17 protein-coding genes are annotated in these 17,455 nt (G+C 45.9%); 4 read left to right on the plus strand and 13 right to left on the minus strand.

The window, feature by feature from the left end:
• Nucleotides 1-26: 26 nt before the first annotated feature.
• The gene (locus AC2204_RS08870; RefSeq protein WP_318925157.1) at nt 27-1,316 is read right to left on the minus strand and encodes an NCS2 family permease; all 1,290 of its coding nucleotides are present in this window, start codon (nt 1,314-1,316) and stop codon (nt 27-29) included.
• A gap of 642 nt (nt 1,317-1,958) precedes the next feature.
• A complete protein-coding gene (gene vcdP, locus AC2204_RS08875) occupies nt 1,959-2,048 on the minus strand; it encodes a small protein VcdP (RefSeq protein ID WP_486766998.1) in 90 nt (29 codons plus the stop codon).
• 571 nt (nt 2,049-2,619) lie between these two features.
• Between vcdP and AC2204_RS08880 the strand changes: the two genes are divergently transcribed.
• Complete coding sequence (locus AC2204_RS08880) at nt 2,620-4,080, plus strand: aminoacyl-histidine dipeptidase (protein WP_318925158.1); 1,461 nt, start codon at nt 2,620-2,622, stop codon at nt 4,078-4,080.
• Between the two features lie 223 nt (nt 4,081-4,303).
• Here AC2204_RS08880 and dinB read toward each other — a convergent pair whose 3' ends face one another.
• From dinB to bolA, 11 genes are all read right to left on the minus strand, one after another.
• Nucleotides 4,304-5,392 carry a DNA polymerase IV gene (gene dinB / locus AC2204_RS08885; protein ID WP_318925253.1) on the minus strand — a complete coding sequence of 363 codons (1,089 nt, stop codon included), beginning with the start codon at nt 5,390-5,392 and terminating at the stop codon, nt 4,304-4,306.
• A gap of 260 nt (nt 5,393-5,652) precedes the next feature.
• Nucleotides 5,653-5,874, minus strand: coding sequence for a (Na+)-NQR maturation NqrM (gene nqrM, locus AC2204_RS08890; protein ID WP_318925159.1), 222 nt, complete (start codon nt 5,872-5,874; stop codon nt 5,653-5,655).
• A 9-nt stretch (nt 5,875-5,883) separates the two neighbouring features.
• Nucleotides 5,884-6,906, minus strand: coding sequence for an FAD:protein FMN transferase (locus AC2204_RS08895; protein ID WP_318925160.1), 1,023 nt, complete (start codon nt 6,904-6,906; stop codon nt 5,884-5,886).
• Nucleotides 6,907-7,061: 155 nt separating this feature from the next.
• Nucleotides 7,062-8,288, minus strand: coding sequence for an NADH:ubiquinone reductase (Na(+)-transporting) subunit F (gene nqrF / locus AC2204_RS08900; protein WP_318925161.1), 1,227 nt, complete (start codon nt 8,286-8,288; stop codon nt 7,062-7,064).
• A gap of 22 nt (nt 8,289-8,310) precedes the next feature.
• A complete protein-coding gene (gene nqrE, locus AC2204_RS08905; RefSeq protein ID WP_107284909.1) occupies nt 8,311-8,907 on the minus strand; it encodes an NADH:ubiquinone reductase (Na(+)-transporting) subunit E in 597 nt (198 codons plus the stop codon).
• 7 nt (nt 8,908-8,914) lie between these two features.
• Complete coding sequence (locus tag AC2204_RS08910; protein ID WP_318925162.1) at nt 8,915-9,547, minus strand: NADH:ubiquinone reductase (Na(+)-transporting) subunit D; 633 nt, start codon at nt 9,545-9,547, stop codon at nt 8,915-8,917.
• A complete protein-coding gene (locus AC2204_RS08915; protein ID WP_318925163.1) occupies nt 9,540-10,334 on the minus strand; it encodes a Na(+)-translocating NADH-quinone reductase subunit C in 795 nt (264 codons plus the stop codon). The genes AC2204_RS08910 and AC2204_RS08915 overlap by 8 nt, the downstream gene beginning before the upstream one ends.
• Nucleotides 10,324-11,568, minus strand: a complete 1,245-nt coding sequence (locus AC2204_RS08920) for an NADH:ubiquinone reductase (Na(+)-transporting) subunit B (protein ID WP_318925164.1) — start codon at nt 11,566-11,568, stop codon at nt 10,324-10,326. Before AC2204_RS08920 ends, AC2204_RS08915 begins: the two co-directional genes overlap by 11 nt.
• A 3-nt stretch (nt 11,569-11,571) precedes the next feature.
• Entirely contained in the window at nt 11,572-12,912 is a 1,341-nt protein-coding gene (locus AC2204_RS08925; protein WP_318925165.1) for a Na(+)-translocating NADH-quinone reductase subunit A, read from the minus strand.
• A gap of 409 nt (nt 12,913-13,321) precedes the next feature.
• Nucleotides 13,322-14,407 (minus strand): TRAP transporter substrate-binding protein, encoded by a 1,086-nt coding sequence (locus AC2204_RS08930; protein ID WP_318925166.1) that lies wholly within the window; start codon nt 14,405-14,407, stop codon nt 13,322-13,324.
• Nucleotides 14,408-14,653: 246 nt separating this feature from the next.
• On the minus strand, nt 14,654-14,968 hold the full coding sequence (gene bolA / locus AC2204_RS08935; RefSeq protein WP_318925167.1) for a transcriptional regulator BolA: 315 nt from the start codon (nt 14,966-14,968) through the stop codon (nt 14,654-14,656).
• Between the two features lie 180 nt (nt 14,969-15,148).
• Between bolA and AC2204_RS08940 the strand changes: the two genes are divergently transcribed.
• The 3 genes from AC2204_RS08940 to AC2204_RS08950 are packed head-to-tail and all read left to right on the plus strand — an operon-like array spanning nt 15,149 to nt 17,424.
• Nucleotides 15,149-16,273 carry a methyltransferase gene (locus AC2204_RS08940; RefSeq protein ID WP_318925168.1) on the plus strand — a complete coding sequence of 375 codons (1,125 nt, stop codon included), beginning with the start codon at nt 15,149-15,151 and terminating at the stop codon, nt 16,271-16,273.
• A 27-nt stretch (nt 16,274-16,300) separates the two neighbouring features.
• A complete protein-coding gene (locus tag AC2204_RS08945) occupies nt 16,301-16,870 on the plus strand; it encodes a YajG family lipoprotein (protein ID WP_318925169.1) in 570 nt (189 codons plus the stop codon).
• The gene (locus AC2204_RS08950; RefSeq protein ID WP_318925170.1) at nt 16,870-17,424 is read left to right on the plus strand and encodes a peptidylprolyl isomerase; all 555 of its coding nucleotides are present in this window, start codon (nt 16,870-16,872) and stop codon (nt 17,422-17,424) included. Before AC2204_RS08945 ends, AC2204_RS08950 begins: the two co-directional genes overlap by 1 nt.
• Nucleotides 17,425-17,455: the final 31 nt, after the last annotated feature.

Below are 17,455 nucleotides of genomic sequence, written 5' to 3' on the forward strand. Positions count from 1 at the left end.
CAATCGCCGATAGTATTTATAAACTGCTATAAGAAAATAATTTTAGCAAGAAACAGGGCTGCAATAACCCATACGCTGATATTAACATCTCTTCCCTTGCCACTCATCACCTTAACGGCAGCATAAGTGATAAAGCCAAGACCGATACCCTCAGCGATAGAGTATGTTAATGGCATTAGCAAACAGACAACAACAACCGGGGCCGCTTCAGTCAAATCACGCCAGTCTATACTCACCAGACCTGACATCATCAGAATCGCCACGTAAAACAGTGCTCCTGCCGTTGCATAGGCGGGCACCATACCTGCCAGCGGTGCAAAGAATAGTGCTAAGAAGAATAATACACCAACGGTAACGGCTGTCAGACCGGTACGCCCGCCAACAGCAACACCTGCCACACTTTCAACAAATGATGTCGTGTTTGAGGTACCGAGTATCGCCCCCACAGACGTCGCCGTACTATCTGCAAGCAGTGCACGGTTCAAGCGCGGTAGCTTACCATCTTTATCGATCAGATCGGCTTTTGTTGCCACGCCCACCAGTGTTCCGGCAGTATCAAACAGATCAACAAATAAGAAAGCAAACACCACTGAAATCAGCCCAACCTCAAGTGCACCGCTGAAATCCATCTGCATGAATGTGGGTGCCAGGCTTGGTGGCATAGACATAACACCACCGTAAGTGATATCGCCAAACAGGATACCAAGCACAGTCACGGCAAGTATCGCAATCAGTACCGCGGCTTTATAACCGCGATGAACTAACCCAATCGTCAGGAAAAAGCCCAATGCCGCCATCATAGCAGGAAAACTTGTCAGATCTCCAATATGCACCAACGTTGCAGGGTGACCAACGACAATGCCCGAGCTTTGCAACGCAATGAAAGCTAAGAACAAACCAATACCTGCTGAGATACCGGTACGTAAAGCCATTGGAATCGCATTGATGATCCACTCTCGTACTTTCAGGAGGCTTAAAAGAATGAAACAAAGACCAGACAAGAACACCGCGGCCAAAGCCACTTGCCATGTATGTCCCATCCCGAACACTACGCCATAAGTAAAGAACGCATTCAGCCCCATCCCCGGAGCCTGGGCAACTGGGTAATTTGCGACAAAGCCCATAATGAAACAGCCGACCATCGCAGCCAGACAGGTTGCAACAAACACCGCCCCCTGATCCATCCCCGTGCTTGCCAGCATAGTTGGATTAACAAAAATGATATAAGCCATTGTCAGGAAGGTCGTCAGACCGGCTAACATTTCGGTCTGAACATCCGTTCCATGCTCTTTCAGTTTGAATAGTTTCTCAAGCATTGCTCTCGATTCCTTGGAGATAATACGCGCAGTTCAAAAATAAGGATTTAAAATAGAGAACGTTTGCGTCGCTCTATTTTTGGGGTGCGATTATATGCTGCTCAGCAAGCAATTTCCAGAAAATAACTCAATCATCAATAAAACAATGAGGGAAACGAACAAAAACCCAACCACAAACCCGACAGCAATAAATATAAGCAATTAAAATCAAATAGTTACAGTTAATTTGTGGTGTTCACTTTTTCACCACCATACAATCTCAACCTTGAAGCAAACGTTAATATGAGTGACATGATTGTTAAATTCAGTCGTTACAGGCATATGTAATCGAATACATAGAGAATCCAATGTATTTCTCTAAATCTGCAGATAAAGAGATCGTCACTCCTATACACATTTCGTTTCAAAGGGGTTGTCATTCCAGCACACACTTCGCTCGAGCTTAATTCCCGGAGGAAGTTCTGAATTTCGTATCTTGAGATGGTTTGGGGATATGAGTACAGATAAAAAAACGCCACCTCAGGTAGAGGTGGCGGCAGAATGTGGCAAATAACCAGATCCGATTATTTCAATATTCTAAATTTTGGGGGGTGAACAATACTGTTCGGCAAAGCAGTGTCAGCAAACACTACTTCACAAAAATTAATAGCCGAAAGAGCTCGGGTAAGTGAAGTTACCTGTATAAACAGAGCGGTTATTCCAGTAGTTTGCAATAGAATCAAATGCTTTCATTTTTATCACCTTAATCATAAGTCATTATAAAGACCATCTTTGGTCTCACTTAATCTCGGTTCCATGGAGGCGATATATCGGGCTCGTCCTGAGCAGTTCAGTGTATTTTCTCTTCCTCACCTGAGGAGTGTGTAAACTATACTCAATGCGTAATTAGATTACAACCATTTATTTTAACTCCGTCACACTTTTCAACTTTAAGTGATGCAGATCTCACTAATTTGTAATTTTATTACATTAATTGTAGTGTGGCGTATTGCTTGTAAAAATTACAATTTGACGTTCCAAACCATTTGCCTTTACACCGCATAAACATAATCTGGCTCGACTGGCGGGGCTAGCTATTATGTGTGCAGCGAGTTAAGCAGATCAAAGCAACCTGCCAGTGTCGGCCTGAAAGCGGGCAGTCTTAATTCTCATCTTTCACATTTTAATATTTAACTGTCACCCCCGTTTTCACAGTGGTATGCTGAGCCAGTTCCGATAGATATTTCTGCTATCATTTTGGCCAATCAGGCATTGATAATCCTGATTAATCGCCCTAGCCCAAGATTGTATAAGGGAGACTGCTGTGTCTGAAATCAGTCAACTGTCACCACAACCCGTGTGGCAATTCTTCGATCAAATCTGTGCCATTCCTCACCCGTCAAAGCATGAAGAACAACTTGCTCAGCACATCATCAAATTCGCTGAAAGTGAAGGTTTGGCGGTACGACGCGATGATGTTGGCAATGTCTTTATTAAAAAGCCAGCAACACCGGGAATGGAAGACCGCAAAGGCGTTGTTCTGCAAGCACACATCGATATGGTGCCACAGAAAAACGAAGATACCGATCACGACTTCGAAATAGATCCAATTCAGCCGTTCATTGATGGTGAGTGGGTAACCGCCAAAGGCACCACTCTTGGTGCCGATAACGGTATGGGCATGGCAACCTGTCTTGCAGTACTTGCGGCAAAAGACATTGAACACGGACCGCTGGAAGTCTTGCTGACCATTGATGAAGAAGCGGGCATGACTGGCGCATTCGGCCTGAAAGAAGGCTGGTTAGACGGCGATATCCTGCTGAACACTGACTCTGAGCAAGAAGGTGAAGTGTACATGGGTTGTGCCGGCGGTGTTGATGGCGCTATCACGCTTGATACCCGACGTGAAGCGATGCCTGCTGACTACCAAGCGGTGAAGCTGGTTATTAAAGGCCTTAAAGGTGGCCATTCTGGCTGTGACATCCACACTGGCCGCGCTAATGCGAACAAACTGCTTGGCCGTTTCCTTTTCTCACACGCTGAAGAATTAGGCCTGCGTATTGCTGAGCTAAGCGGTGGCAGCCTGCGTAACGCGATTCCTCGTGAAGCAAATACTATCGTTGCCCTGCCCGCAGAGAATGTGGATAAGCTGAATACACTGTTTGCCCACTACCAGGAGATCCTTGTTGCTGAGCTGAGCCGTATCGAAACCGGCATTACTTTATTTACAGAAACAGCCGAGCAACCTGATAACATTATTGTGACTGCCGATCAGAAACGCCTGCTAGCCGTTCTTAATGCTTGCCCTAACGGTGTTATCCGTATGAGTGATGACATTGAAGGGGTGGTTGAAACGTCTCTGAACGTGGGTGTGATCACCACGGAAGCTGATAAGATCACGATTCTGTGTCTGATCCGCTCACTGATGGACTCTGGTCGCAGCAATGTTGAAGGCATGCTAAAAGCTATCACCGAACTTGCCGGTGCGCAGTGTGAGTTCTCTGGCGCTTACCCAGGCTGGAAACCCGATGCTGACTCAGAAGTGATGAAGCTGTTCCGCGAAACCTATAACGATATTTACGGCAGAACACCGAATATCATGGTTATTCACGCCGGGCTGGAATGTGGCCTGTTCAAAGAACCTTATCCGCAAATGGATATGATTTCTTTCGGCCCGACCATCAAGTTCCCACACTCGCCAGACGAGAAGGTGAACATCGAGACGGTTGGTCTGTTCTGGGAACAAATGGTTGCGATTCTGAAGAATATTCCGGTTAAGAAGTAACGCGCGACTGAGTTTCGAGTAAAAAGATACGAGTGACGAGAGGCGGGTTCATAGGGACTCGCCTTTTTTGTATCTGGTTCCTGGTGGTCCTGTGGTCCTCCAGGCAAGTTTTCCTAATCCTGCTTGAACATCAAGCTCTTCGCTTTTCCTCGCCACTTGAACCTAGGAACTCAACACGGTTTCTCCATAGAGCCTCAGGGCCATAGGTCCGCTCTTCCCGCTCTTAAAACCCTTCAAACGATAGCTGTTGCGCTTTGATACCATAATCTAAGCCGACGCCAATACCTATCAATCTGATCTCACGACCTTTTTGCCGAGTAAGCGCTTCTTTTAATAAACCAACAAACTGAGATTTATCTAATGATGGCAGACTATGCTCAACCGTTGTTTGCTGAAAGTCGGCGAACTTCACTTTTATACTTTGCTTGGCAATATTCATCATCGGACGTACTCGCTTCAGGCGATTTTCGAGTTCCGGGTATAACGCTTCCACGACTTGCCAGCATTGTTCGTAATCGCTGATATTACGAGAAAATGTACGCTCTACGCCGACCGATTTACGCTGCCGCTCAACCACCACTTCACGATCATCTATCCCATGCGACCGCGACCATAGCGACTGACCGAATTTGCCAAACTGCTGCAACAATAAATGACGGTCATATGCCTGTACATCCTGCCCGGTATACAAACCTTGCTCATGCAGCTTCTGAATCGTTACTTTGCCAACGCCTGGTATTTTTTCTAACTTCAGGTTAGCAACAAATGGCCCCACTTCATCAGGCGTCACTACATATTGTCCGTTTGGCTTATTGAGATCCGAAGCAATTTTGGCGATAAATTTAACCGGGGCTATACCGGCAGAGGCCGTAAGATGAAGCTCCTCTTCTATCGCTCGCCGGATGTCTTGTGCAATCAGAGTCGCCGAGCCATGAAATAACTCACACGCAGTGACATCAAGGTAGGCTTCGTCGAGCGACAGTGGTTCAATTTTATCGGTATAGCGCTGAAAAATGGCACGGATCTGCTGTGATACTTCTTTATAAACCCCCATACGACCCGGCACCAAGGTTAAATGCGGACACAATTTCATTGCCTGAGCGGTCGGCATCGCAGAGCGTATCCCATATTTACGGGCGAGGTAGTTACAGGTACTAATAACCCCTCGTTGCTCGGAGCGACCGCCTATTGCGATAGGAATATTTTGCAGATCCGGGTTGTCACGCATTTCGACCGCGGCGAAAAAACAGTCCATATCAACGTGGACTATTTTCCGTTGCTCTGGATAGGTATCCGGCACAATTCCTCTCAACAAACAGGCTCTGACAACTGTCTTTATATACAGTAATTATTATATACCCAAACGCCCTCAACATGCGAGAACCAGAAGTAATGCTGATACCCAATCCATGACTTATCAGCTCAGTTATGCGAGAGTTAACATGCTTTTAGCCAAGAAGATAAATTAAAGACATAAAAAAGCCTGAGCATACTCAGGCTATTTGATCAATCGATGCTATCTATTTCGGCACTGTTAGCAGACTAAATAGCAATTCATTAAACGATCATCGACTAAACGATCTGATTTTTCTTCCACTCTGCTTGCTTTGCAGCCCGTGCTTCACGCTTTTTACGTGCATCACAAGGTTCGGGACAATTACATTCCTTCGCAATACCGATGCCGTCCAAACCACCACAACTTCCGCTTACTGATTTACGCTGAAAGATATAACCGACTGCCATCGCGATGATAACCAGCAGAAAGACCGCAAAGGTTGTTAGATATACTGTCATGATAACTCTCTATTTCTTTTGTAGATAAGGAGCAAATGCTTCTGATGCATATTCCTTGTAACCTTGTTCCGTTTTTACCACTAACAGAACAGGTAAATTTTCTGTTTCCGCTAACGCCAGTGCTTTTTCTTCTCCCATTACAGAGAAAGCTGTCGCTAACGCATCTGCCGTCATGCTGGATGGGTGCAATACAGTCACCGATACGACGTGATTGGCAATCGGTTTACACGTTTTGGGATCAATCAGGTGCGAATAGCGAACACCGTCTTCTTCGAAGTAATTACGGTAATCACCCGATGTTGCCACAGCCATATCACCTGGTTCAATAATTTCCTGCACTGCGCGGCTACCGTCATCAGTTGGTTTCTCTACCGCAATACGCCACGGCACACCTTCGAGGTTCACGCCTTTCAAGCGTAATTCACCACCAATTTCAACCAGGTAATCAACAACATTCAGCTCATCAAAATAGTCAGCAACAACATCAACACCAAAACCTTTCGCAATAGACGATAAGTCTACATAGAGCTCTGGGATATCCTTCGTCAGTGTATTTCCATCAACCGACAGGTGATCAATGCCGACAATTTTACGGCGGGCCGCTAATTCTTCATCTGTCGGGATCACTTCGGGACGCGCTTCCGGACCAAAGCTCCACAGATTCACCACCGGGCCAACAGTGACATCTAAGGCCCCGTCAGTAAGCTTAGATAAACGAATCGCTTCTTTCACCACTTTTGCGGTATCTGCAGAGACAGCGAATGGCTCATTCGTAGTCTGCAGGTTAAATTGACTGAGCTCGGAATGCTTACGATAGGTCGACATCTGATCGTTAACTCGCTCTAAACGACGATCAATCTCGGCCTGAATATCCGTCGCACTCGGTAAGCCTTCCTGCTTAATCAACTTAACAGAATAGTAGGTGCCCATTGTCGCACCGCTTAAATGGATCAACTCTCGTTGATCACCACAGCCAGCCAGGGTTATGGTCATAACAAGCAGCATTACTGCTCGGGTAAGGAACGTCTTCATTCAACCACTCCTCAAAAAGTAGAGGGACCCTCTATTACTGGGTCGCTAACAGCTGTCTGTCAATAACCACAATAGAAAGAGTATTATTATAATGCTGGTACGAAAAATGGCTGACCCTATCGGATCAGCCATTTTAATTATGTGTGAAAGGCTAATTAGCCACCGAAGTCATCCAACAGGATGTTTTCGTCTTCAACACCAAGATCTTTCAGCATACCGATAACAGCAGCATTCATCATTGGTGGACCACACATGTAGTATTCACAATCTTCTGGCGCTTCGTGATCTTTTAAGTAGTTCTCATAAATCACGTTATGGATGAAGCCTGTATAACCATCCCAGTTATCTTCTGGAGATGGATCAGACAATGCTACATGCCATTCGAAGTTCTCGTGCTCAGCCGCTAGCTTATCGAAATCTTCTACATAGAACATTTCACGCTTAGAACGCGCACCATACCAGTAAGTCATCTTACGGGTAGACTGCAGACGATGAAGCTGATCGAAGATATGCGAGCGCATTGGCGCCATACCGGCACCACCACCGATAAAGACCATTTCGTTGTCTGTATCTTTAGCGAAGAACTCACCAAACGGACCAGAAATAGTACACTTATCACCCGGCTTAAGTGACCAGATATACGATGACATCACGCCAGGCGGTACGTCAGGGTTATTTGGCGGCGGTGTCGCAATACGAACATTCAGTTTGATCAGGCCTTTCTCTTCTGGGTATGAAGCCATAGAGTAAGCCCGGATAGAATGCTCTTTCACGATTGACTCGTAACGGAACAAGTTAAACTTATCCCAGTCTTCGCGGTACTCTTCCGGTACATCAAAATCAGCGTATTTAATGTGGTGAGGCTCAGCTTCAATCTGAATGTAACCACCTGCACGGAAAGGAACTTCCTCGCCTTCAGGAATTTTTAGCACCAACTCTTTAATGAAGGTTGCTTCGTTATCATTCGAAAGAACTTCACATTCCCACTTCTTCACGCCGAAGATTTCTTCTGGCAGCTCGATCTGCATGTCAGATTTAACGCTGACCTGACAAGCCAGACGTTCGCCTTCGCGCGCTTCACCTTTAGTCACGTGGTCAAGTTCAGTCGGCAGAATATCACCACCGCCAGACTTCACTTTTACACGGCACTGACCACAAGAACCACCGCCACCACAAGCCGATGATACGAAGATACCATGAGCAGAAAGGGCATTGAGCAATTTGCCACCGGCAGCGGTTGTAATCGCTTTTTCCGGATCGTTGTTTACTGAGATAGTAATGTCGCCTGATGGTACCAGCTTAGATTTAGCGAACAGGATCACTAAAACCAAAGCCAGGATAATCAAGGTGAACATAACTACGCCAAGAAGAATAACATCCATTGACTATTCCTTATTATCCTGATTACAGCTGTACACCGGAGAAGGACATGAAGCCCAACGCCATTAGACCAACAGTGATGAACGTAATACCCAGGCCACGCAGACCCGGCGGTACATCAGAGTACTTCATCTTCTCGCGGATACCCGCAAGTGCCACGATTGCCAGCATCCAACCCACACCGGAACCGAAGCCATAGACAACAGATTCAGCAAAGTTGTAATCACGCTGTACCATGAAAGATACACCACCGAAGATGGCACAGTTTACGGTGATCAACGGAAGGAAAATACCTAACGCGTTATACAGCGGCGGGAAGAATCGGTCCAGAACCATTTCCAGGATCTGTACCAGTGCCGCGATAACACCGATGAACGTGATAAAGTTCAGGAAGCTCAGGTCAACGCCTTGAACGATAGCACCATCTTTCAACAGCAGGTTATAAACAAGGTTGTTTACCGGTACCGCAATCGTCAATACAACGATTACTGCAACGCCCAGACCGAAAGAGGTTTTTACTTTCTTAGATACGGCAAGGAATGTACACATACCCAAGAAGAACGAAAGTGCCATGTTCTCGATAAAAATCGAACGAACTAAAAGGCTTAGATAATGTTCCATGTTCCCCTTACTCCTTCGCTTCGACTTGTTCTGGACGGATAATCCGGATAGCCCAGATCATGAAACCAATCAGGAAGAAAGCAGATGGTGCTAATAGCATCAGACCATTTGGCTGATACCAGCCGCCGTCTGAAACCAGAGGCAGAACCTCAACACCGAATAGCTTGCCTGAACCCAGTAGCTCACGGAAGAAGCCAACAGTAATCAGTACGAAACCGTAACCAAGACCGTTACCAATACCATCGATAAACGACGGCAGTGGAGACGATTTCATTGCATACGCTTCTGCACGTCCCATTACGATACAGTTAGTAATGATCAGACCAACGAATACAGAAAGCTGCTTAGAAATATCATAAACATAGGCTTTCAGTACCTGGTCTACCACGATTACCAATGATGCAATGATTGCCATCTGCACGATGATACGCACACTGTTAGGAATATGATTACGGATTAGTGATACAAAAAGGTTAGAAAATGCAGTAACAAACATTACTGCCAGCGTCATTACAAACGCCGTTTCTAATTTTGTGGTTACTGCCAAAGCAGAACATACACCAAGAACCTGAAGCGCAATCGGGTTGTTATCGATAAACGGCGCAAACAGGATCTTTTTCATTTCTTTAGTATCAGCCATTATTCAGGCCCCCCTCACGAACCTTAGCCAGGAAAGGACCGAAGCCCATCTCACCTAACCAGAAGTCGAAGGTGTGTTGTACACCATTACCCGTTAAGGTTGCACCAGACAGACCATCGACACCGTGTAGATCGCCAGCAGGAGCACCACCTTTAACAATACGAATTGCTGGTTTGTTATTGTCGTCAAACAACTTCTTACCAACAAACTGAGCACGCCAGTTCGGGTTCTCAACCTCACCACCAAGTCCAGGCGTTTCACCCTGATCGTAGTAAGTGATACCTGCAACCGTGTTACCGTCAGTTTCAACCGCAACGAATGCATACATCATTGACCACAGACCATTACCGTGAATCGGTAAGATTAGCTTCTCAACATTGTCATTCGCATCTTTCACCAGGTAAACAGTCGCGATATTTGCACGGCGAATGATTTTACCAAGATCTTTATCAGCCTTTAGCTTAATAGACTGGCTTGGATCTTTCGCTGCAGAACGCTGTTTGTATTGAGCGGCAGTTTGACCGGCTTCGGTCTGTGCAACGAACTCACCCGTGTTGAGATCAACCAGCTTAGGCTCGATGAACTGCTCATAAGCTTCCGTTACGTTAGTGCCGTCTTGCAACAGACCTGAAACTGAAAGGATATTGCGCTGAACGTCAAGAACCGCATTGGCCTGCTGTAATGGACGCAGAACAACCGCAGCCGTTGATACCACGATAGAGCACACTAAGCTCAATGCGATAACAACAATCAGCGTTTTCTTAATGCTATCGTTATTACTTGACATGACGTGCTAGTCTCCGCTTGATGTTGCCCTGAACCACTAGGTTGTCAAATAGAGGTGCGAATAGGTTAGCGAATAGAATCGCCAGCATCATACCTTCAGGGTACGCAGGGTTAACCACACGAACCATTACTGCCATTGCACCAATAAGTGCGCCGTACCACCATTTACCTTTGTTAGTAAATGCAGCAGACACCGGATCGGTCGCCATGAACATCATACCGAACGCAAAACCACCCAGAACCAGGTGCCAGTGCCAAGGCATGCTGAACATTGCATTGGTATCAGAACCCATAATGTTAAACAGGGTTGCCGTCACGATCATACCAAGCATGGTACCCGCGATGATGCGCCATGAAGCAATGCCCATGTACACGATCATTGCGCCACCAAGGAGGATGAACAGCGTAGAAACTTCACCGATAGAACCAGGAATACGACCAATAAAGGCATCCATCCAGCTGATTGCTTCGCCAGTCACTACATTGATTAGGTTCGCATCACCGCCTTGTGCCCATTGGCTTAGCGCCGTCGCACCGGTAAAGCCGTCTGCCGCTGTCCATACTGCATCACCAGAGATTTGAGCTGGGTATGCGAAGAACAGGAATGCACGGCCTGCCAGTGCAGGGTTAAGGAAGTTACGACCGGTACCACCGAATATTTCTTTCGCAACAACAACACCAAAGGTAATACCCAGAGCTGCTTGCCAAAGTGGTAGTGTTGCCGGAACGATAAGCGCGAAAAGAATAGAAGTAACAAAGAAACCTTCGTTAACTTCATGCTTACGCACCATACAGAAAAGGACTTCCCAGAAACCGCCCACGGCAAATACAACTGCGTAGATAGGCAGGAAGTAAGTCGCACCCAGTAGCATTTTGCTACCCCAGCCAGAATCGGCCGATAAAGTGCCACCTAACATTTCTGTCAGCCAGTAATGCCAGTCGCCACCGATAATAGCAGCTAACTGATCACCCACATACATGTGGTTAAGAGCAGAAACGGCCTGGTGACCCGTGTTGTACATACCCCAGAACATTGCCGGGAATACTGCAAACCACACCATGATCATTAGGCGTTTTAAATCAATGCCATCACGAACGTGTGAACCAGTGCGTGTCACTGTTCCGGGTGTATACATAAGAGTTGCAAACGCTTCATACAGCGCAAACCATCTCTCGTGCTTACCACCTGGCTCAAAGTGATGTTCAACCTGCTCGAGTAAATTCTTGAGACCCATGAATTACCCTTCCTTCTCAATTTTGTCCAGGCACTCACGTAGCAGTGGACCAAACTCATACTTACCTGGGCATACAAACGTACATAGAGCCAGATCTTCTTCATCAAGCTCTAACGCACCCAGCAACTGCGCACTGTCACTATCACCCGCACACAGATCACGAAGAAGCAGTGTTGGCTCAATATCCAGTGGCATCACTTTTTCATAGTTACCAATTGGCACCATGGAACGCTCACTTCCGTTCGTCGTTGTTGTCATATTGAACAACTGACCAGAGAAGAGATGACTAAGGAAAGAACGAGTCACTGAGAACTTGTTTTTACCCGGTACGATCCAGCCTAAGAATTCTTTTTCATAGCCTTCACGCAGTGCCGACACTTGCAGGTGGTAACGACCAAGGTAAGCGTGTGGACCGGTCGCATGAACACCATTGAGAACAGAACCAGACAACACCCGAATATCACCAGGCATCATTTCTGAATCGGTCAACTGCTCAATTGAAGCACCGATCTGAGTGCGAACCAAACGAGGTTTATTCACAACAGGGCCGGCAAGCGCTACAACACGATCGGTATATAGCTCACCGGTTAGGAAAAGCTGACCGAATGCAATGACATCTTGATAGTTGATGTGCCATGCAACGTTTGCCGCGTTTGCACCGAACAACATGTGAATGTGAGTACCAACGATACCAGCAGGGTGTGGACCGTTAAATACATGCTCTTCAACATTTGCTTCAGAACTACGAGGTAGGCTCGCTCCAGATTTACAAACCAAAACTTTCCCGCTAGTCAGACGCGATAGTAGCGTCAAACCGGCAACAAAAGCGTCGCTTTGTTCATTAATGATAACTTCTGGATTGGCTGCCAGCGGGTTGCTATCGATAGCTGTTACAAAGATTGCCTTTGTTTCAGAATCGATTGGGGCAACCTTGCTAAATGGACGTGTGCGAAGCGCAGTCCACATACCAGATTCAACCAATTGCTCAACAATCGCAGGACGATCTAGTTGTGATAATTGATCTGCCTCATAGCGTTTGAACGTGATTTGCTCATTACCTTCTGCATCTATCACAACTGATTGCAGAACACGCTTAGCACCACGGTTGATTTCCACTACCTTGCCACTGGCTGGAGCAGTAAACTTAACGCCAGGATTCTTCTTATCTTCAAAAAGAACCTGACCTTTTTTTACCACTTCCCCAACACGGATATGCATTGTAGGACGCATACCAACATATTCTTCGCCAAGCAAGGCGACTCGTGTGATGGAATTACCATCATTTATCGCCTGGGTAGGAGTCCCTGAAATTGGGATATCCAGCCCTTTTTTTATTGTAATCATACGCACTTGCACTACATTAAAGGGAAAAAGAATTTTCTATTGCGCAATCAAGACTCGACTTTTCATCATCCGAAGCCAGCCTACTTTACGCTACCGAAACCGCAACACCCTATTAACTAGCTCGTTACTATATTGATAACGAGTAATTTTAAGGCCAGTATTCTAGCATTAATGCACTCGTTTTTACTATGCCAAACCATGCTAATCGGGGTGAAAACAAGCGAACATCTTAAAGGCAATAGATCGTAAGTTTATAATTTTGACCTGACCCACAAATGTGAAAATATCATAAATTATCAAAATATCTTCACCGGGAAAACATTGTTAACAAAAAGCAAACGCAACTAAAACACCCAGAACAATGGGGCAACAACCCCTCTATTCTATTTGTTTCAGATTTGTCTCGATGTTAATCGATATTTACATCGGCATTATCGGAAACTCGCCCATACCATCGGACATTGATTAAAAAACGACGGTAAGACTCATACACTTTTTGTACTGACGGTTCGGCCTGACTCATCTCTTGCATCAAATCCATTGTCAGCTTCTTGAACTCAGCTAATACGTCCTCAGGAAAAGCTTTGAGTACCACATCATGCTCATTAACTAAAATGTCCAGAGCCTGGACATTTTTCATCGTGTACTCATCAAGCATATCTTGATTTATCGCGCGGGCAGTGACTTCGACAATCTTTTTTAAATCATCAGGTAGCGCTTGAAACGCATTCTTATTAATCAGGAATTCCAGTGTCGTACTCGGCTCTTGCCACCCCGGGTAATAGTAGTATCTGGCAGCATTATGTAAACCAAACGCCAGATCATTATAAGGCCCCACCCACTCTGTCGCGTCAATCGCACCGGTTTCTAATGCCGTAAATAGCTCGCCGCCAGGCAAGCTTACAGGGATCCCGCCCGCACGCTTCAGCACCTCTGCGCCAATGCCAGGCAATCGCATTTTTAACCCTTTCAGATCGGCAAGAGTTTTAATTTCTTTATTAAACCATCCCCCCATTTGCGCGCCAGTATTCCCCCCGGCCATAGGTATAATCCCATAAGGTGAATACAATTCTTGCCACAATTCAAGCCCGCCGCCGTAATGCAGCCAGGCATTCATTTCTTGGGCTGTCATACCAAAAGGAATAGAAGTAAAAAGCGGTGCGGCCGGGATTTTTTTTTGCCAATAAAAGGCCGCCGAATGCCCCATTTGCGCGGTTCCTTTTGAAACGGCATTAAACACATCAAAGCTTGGTACCAGCTCACCTGCGCCATACACTTCAATCGTTAACCGCCCCTGACTCAACAGTTTAATTTTTTCCGCAAAGCGTTCAGGCGCCACCCCTAGTCCAGGAAACCCTTTCGGCCATGAGGTAACCAGCTTCCATTCAATCACCGCTGCTTGCTCTGCATTGTTTTCTTCACCCTGCCCGCCACAGGCAACCATCAGCAGAGATGCCAAAAGTAAAACAACCGCTCGAACACCAGCTTCTATCATTTGGCTCTCCTTTACTGTCTGACATCCTGTCATATGGTTCGGGATAATCATTGAGTCGATTTCAACACGTCAAGCTTTTCACAAGTATAGCCAGCCATTCTGATTCATACTTGCTCCCCTGTTTCCTGATGGGGGCTGAGTCATCATACGACAACCAAAACATCAATGTTGCTTTATAATTCAAATATTACGCCGAAAAAAACCGCAATAAGTGCGGTTTTTATAACAAAAAGCCACAGAGGGGGCTCAATCGATTTTTGAACCACCTCGGCAGGACGGTGAGACGGGCGCACCATCCAATAAATTTTGCCATTCATTTTGCGTATAAGTATGTATCGCCAGAGCATGGATGTCATTCGCAAGCTCTTGGGCAAGCGCAGCATTCACAGCACGGTGACGGCCAATTAAACGCAGGCCTTCAAACTGCCCACTAACCACAATGACTTTGAAATGGCTTTCAGAGCCTTCAGGCACGTTATGCATGTAGCTTTCATTGATCACCTCCAAATGGGTAGGCGATAATGCTTCCTGTAACTTTTCTTTGATGCGTTCCTTAATCATAACTCTTACTCACGGGGCGGCTAAATAGGTTCACCGGAAGACTTAAGTTAATTATTTAAGTCACCTCTTATTCAAATAGCAGCAGATAAAAGGTGTAAATTCCGATATTGGGTTTGCAGTACACGGTGGTTCTGCGAAAATACATTACTAATTAGCAAACATACCTGAAAGTTATCTGTAATGAAACCAGCGCTAACTCTGCACGAGCGTACGTTAAACCTGACACGTTTTCCGGTGCGAAAAATTGAAACACTGCAAGCATGGGATGCTGCAGATGAGTACCTTATTAGCCATACTCACAACATGGAATTGGATCCACAACGCCCTATTCTGATCTTCAATGACAGTTTTGGCGCCCTAGGTTGCTGGTTTTCTAATCAAGGGAACGTGACTAGCGTTACTGACTCTTTCATTGCAAAACAAGGTTGTATTGCAAACTTACAAGCTAACCAGCTTCCACCGATCAATATTATCGATTGCCTGGCTGAATTGCCGGAAAACCCACAATTGGTTTTGATTAAACTTCCCAAAAGCCATCGTCTGCTTTCCTGGCAGTTACAGCAACTGTGTAACCACCTTCCACAAGATTGCATCGTGATTGGTGCTGCTAAGGTTAAAGAAATTCACACATCAACGCTGAAGTTATGTGAAAAATATTTAGGCGAAACCAGAACCTCTTTAGCCGTAAAGAAAGCACGCCTGGTCTTTATCAAACCAAATCCTGCACTTGCGCAACCCATGCAGGCACCGAAGACGTGGGATGTACCAGAGCACGGTATAACACTAACCAACCACGCTAATGTATTTTCTGGCGAAAGCTTAGATATTGGCGCGCGCTTACTGCTTAAGCATATTCCTCAGAAATCAAAATACACCGATATTATCGATTTAGGCTGTGGTAATGGCGTGATCGGCATTAAAGCCGCGCAACTTAATCCACATGCCAACATCACTTGCGTCGACGAAAGCTTCATGGCGGCAGCCTCTTGTGAAGCCAACGCCAAACTCAATTTAAAAGTGCCCGATCAAATTAAAACAGTTGTAACCAACTGCTTAGAAACAATTCAATCTAACAGTGCCGATCTGATCCTATGTAACCCCCCGTTTCACCAGCAAACGACCATTACCGATCATATTGCCTGGCAAATGTTCTGTGACGCAAAGCAAGTTCTGAGACCTAAAGGTCAGTTAATAGTAATTGGCAACCGTCAGCTGGGATACGATGAAAAACTCAAGCGATTGTTTGGTAATGTCGATATCATTGCGCAAAATGACAAATTTATTGTTTATCAGTCAGGCAAGTAACGCCTCCAGTTAAGGACAGAAATAACCATGAAGAAATTTCTTTTCGCTGCATCAGTTTTGGCTCTCACCGCTTGTTCGGCACCATCTGAACCGCAGCTGTCTCTGACCCCAACGCCGGTTATTGCGAGCCAGGCAACAGCCCATGGCCAGTCTATGAGCCTGGAAAGCCGAGACCTGCGTACGGCACAGTTTATCGCTGTGGTTGACAGCGGGCGCAAAAATGTACAACCCTTACATGCCAGCCAGAATCTGCGTGTCACATTAGAAGATGCGTTATCTCGCCAACTTCGTTCGCAAGGTTATCTCATTACAGAAGAGGCTGAAGGCAAAGTACGCCTGGATATTCTGGAAGCGATGGTCAATGTAAAGCACAGCGTAATAAGCCATGATCTAAGCAGTAAACTGCAGCTTCAACTGGTGGTTGAAACACCAAACGGTAAGTTTGTAAAACGTTACTCAGGCAAGTCTGAAAAGACAGGTACAATGAGTGCGTCTGTTGAAGACATGGAGCAAAGCATCAATAACCTGATGACGGCGGTACTGAAAGATATTTATACTGATACAGCATTAAACCGTTACTTGCAGGAGAACCTGTGATGCGTCGCTATTTTATCGCTATCTGCTTGCTGTTAGCCTTACCTGTCAGTGCAGCAACTCAGGTGTTGGTGACGACTAACCTGGGCGAATTCACCATTCAGCTAGATGAAGAAAAAGCACCCATTTCCAGTGCCAATTTTCTTCGTTATGTTAACGATGGTAGCTATGTCGACACCATTTTCCACCGTGTGATCCCGGGGTTTATGGCCCAGGGGGGCGGATTTGACCGAGAGCTGAAACGCCGCCCGTCTTATGAACCGATTAAAAATGAATCCAACAATGGGCTGGAAAATATGCGGGCAACGGTTGCTATGGCCCGCACCACTGATCCTGATTCGGCAACACGTCAGTTCTATATTAATTATGAAAATAACAGCTTCCTGAATGCACAAGGCAGTCGTCCGGGTTATGCCGTGTTCGGAAAAGTTGTGAACGGCTTTCCAATTATTGAAAAAATGTCTTCTGTTCCGACAACAACTATACGGTCTATGGGTATGAAAGATGTCCCTCAGCAGCCTATAGTTATTAAGGCTATAAACATTATTAACAAGTAAGACAACGTCACCTGGCCGTTTTCTTACGACC

The sequence above is a fragment of the Photobacterium sp. genome (genome assembly GCF_057456235.1).

Excerpts from the sequence above, each read along its gene's own strand:
- AC2204_RS08870 (WP_318925157.1), bottom strand. The coding sequence starts at position 1,316 with ATGCTTGAGAAACTATTCAAACTGAAAGAGCATGGAACGGATGTTCAG.
- vcdP (WP_486766998.1), bottom strand. The coding sequence starts at position 2,048 with ATGAAAGCATTTGATTCTATTGCAAACTACTGGAATAACCGCTCTGTT.
- nqrM (WP_318925159.1), bottom strand. The coding sequence starts at position 5,874 with ATGACAGTATATCTAACAACCTTTGCGGTCTTTCTGCTGGTTATCATC.
- AC2204_RS08895 (WP_318925160.1), bottom strand. The coding sequence starts at position 6,906 with ATGAAGACGTTCCTTACCCGAGCAGTAATGCTGCTTGTTATGACCATA.
- nqrF (WP_318925161.1), bottom strand. The coding sequence starts at position 8,288 with ATGGATGTTATTCTTCTTGGCGTAGTTATGTTCACCTTGATTATCCTG.
- nqrE (WP_107284909.1), bottom strand. The coding sequence starts at position 8,907 with ATGGAACATTATCTAAGCCTTTTAGTTCGTTCGATTTTTATCGAGAAC.
- AC2204_RS08910 (WP_318925162.1), bottom strand. The coding sequence starts at position 9,547 with ATGGCTGATACTAAAGAAATGAAAAAGATCCTGTTTGCGCCGTTTATC.
- AC2204_RS08915 (WP_318925163.1), bottom strand. The coding sequence starts at position 10,334 with ATGTCAAGTAATAACGATAGCATTAAGAAAACGCTGATTGTTGTTATC.
- AC2204_RS08920 (WP_318925164.1), bottom strand. The coding sequence starts at position 11,568 with ATGGGTCTCAAGAATTTACTCGAGCAGGTTGAACATCACTTTGAGCCA.
- AC2204_RS08925 (WP_318925165.1), bottom strand. The coding sequence starts at position 12,912 with ATGATTACAATAAAAAAAGGGCTGGATATCCCAATTTCAGGGACTCCT.
- AC2204_RS08930 (WP_318925166.1), bottom strand. The coding sequence starts at position 14,407 with ATGATAGAAGCTGGTGTTCGAGCGGTTGTTTTACTTTTGGCATCTCTG.
- bolA (WP_318925167.1), bottom strand. The coding sequence starts at position 14,968 with ATGATTAAGGAACGCATCAAAGAAAAGTTACAGGAAGCATTATCGCCT.
- AC2204_RS08940 (WP_318925168.1), top strand. The coding sequence starts at position 15,149 with ATGAAACCAGCGCTAACTCTGCACGAGCGTACGTTAAACCTGACACGT.
- AC2204_RS08945 (WP_318925169.1), top strand. The coding sequence starts at position 16,301 with ATGAAGAAATTTCTTTTCGCTGCATCAGTTTTGGCTCTCACCGCTTGT.
- AC2204_RS08950 (WP_318925170.1), top strand. The coding sequence starts at position 16,870 with ATGCGTCGCTATTTTATCGCTATCTGCTTGCTGTTAGCCTTACCTGTC.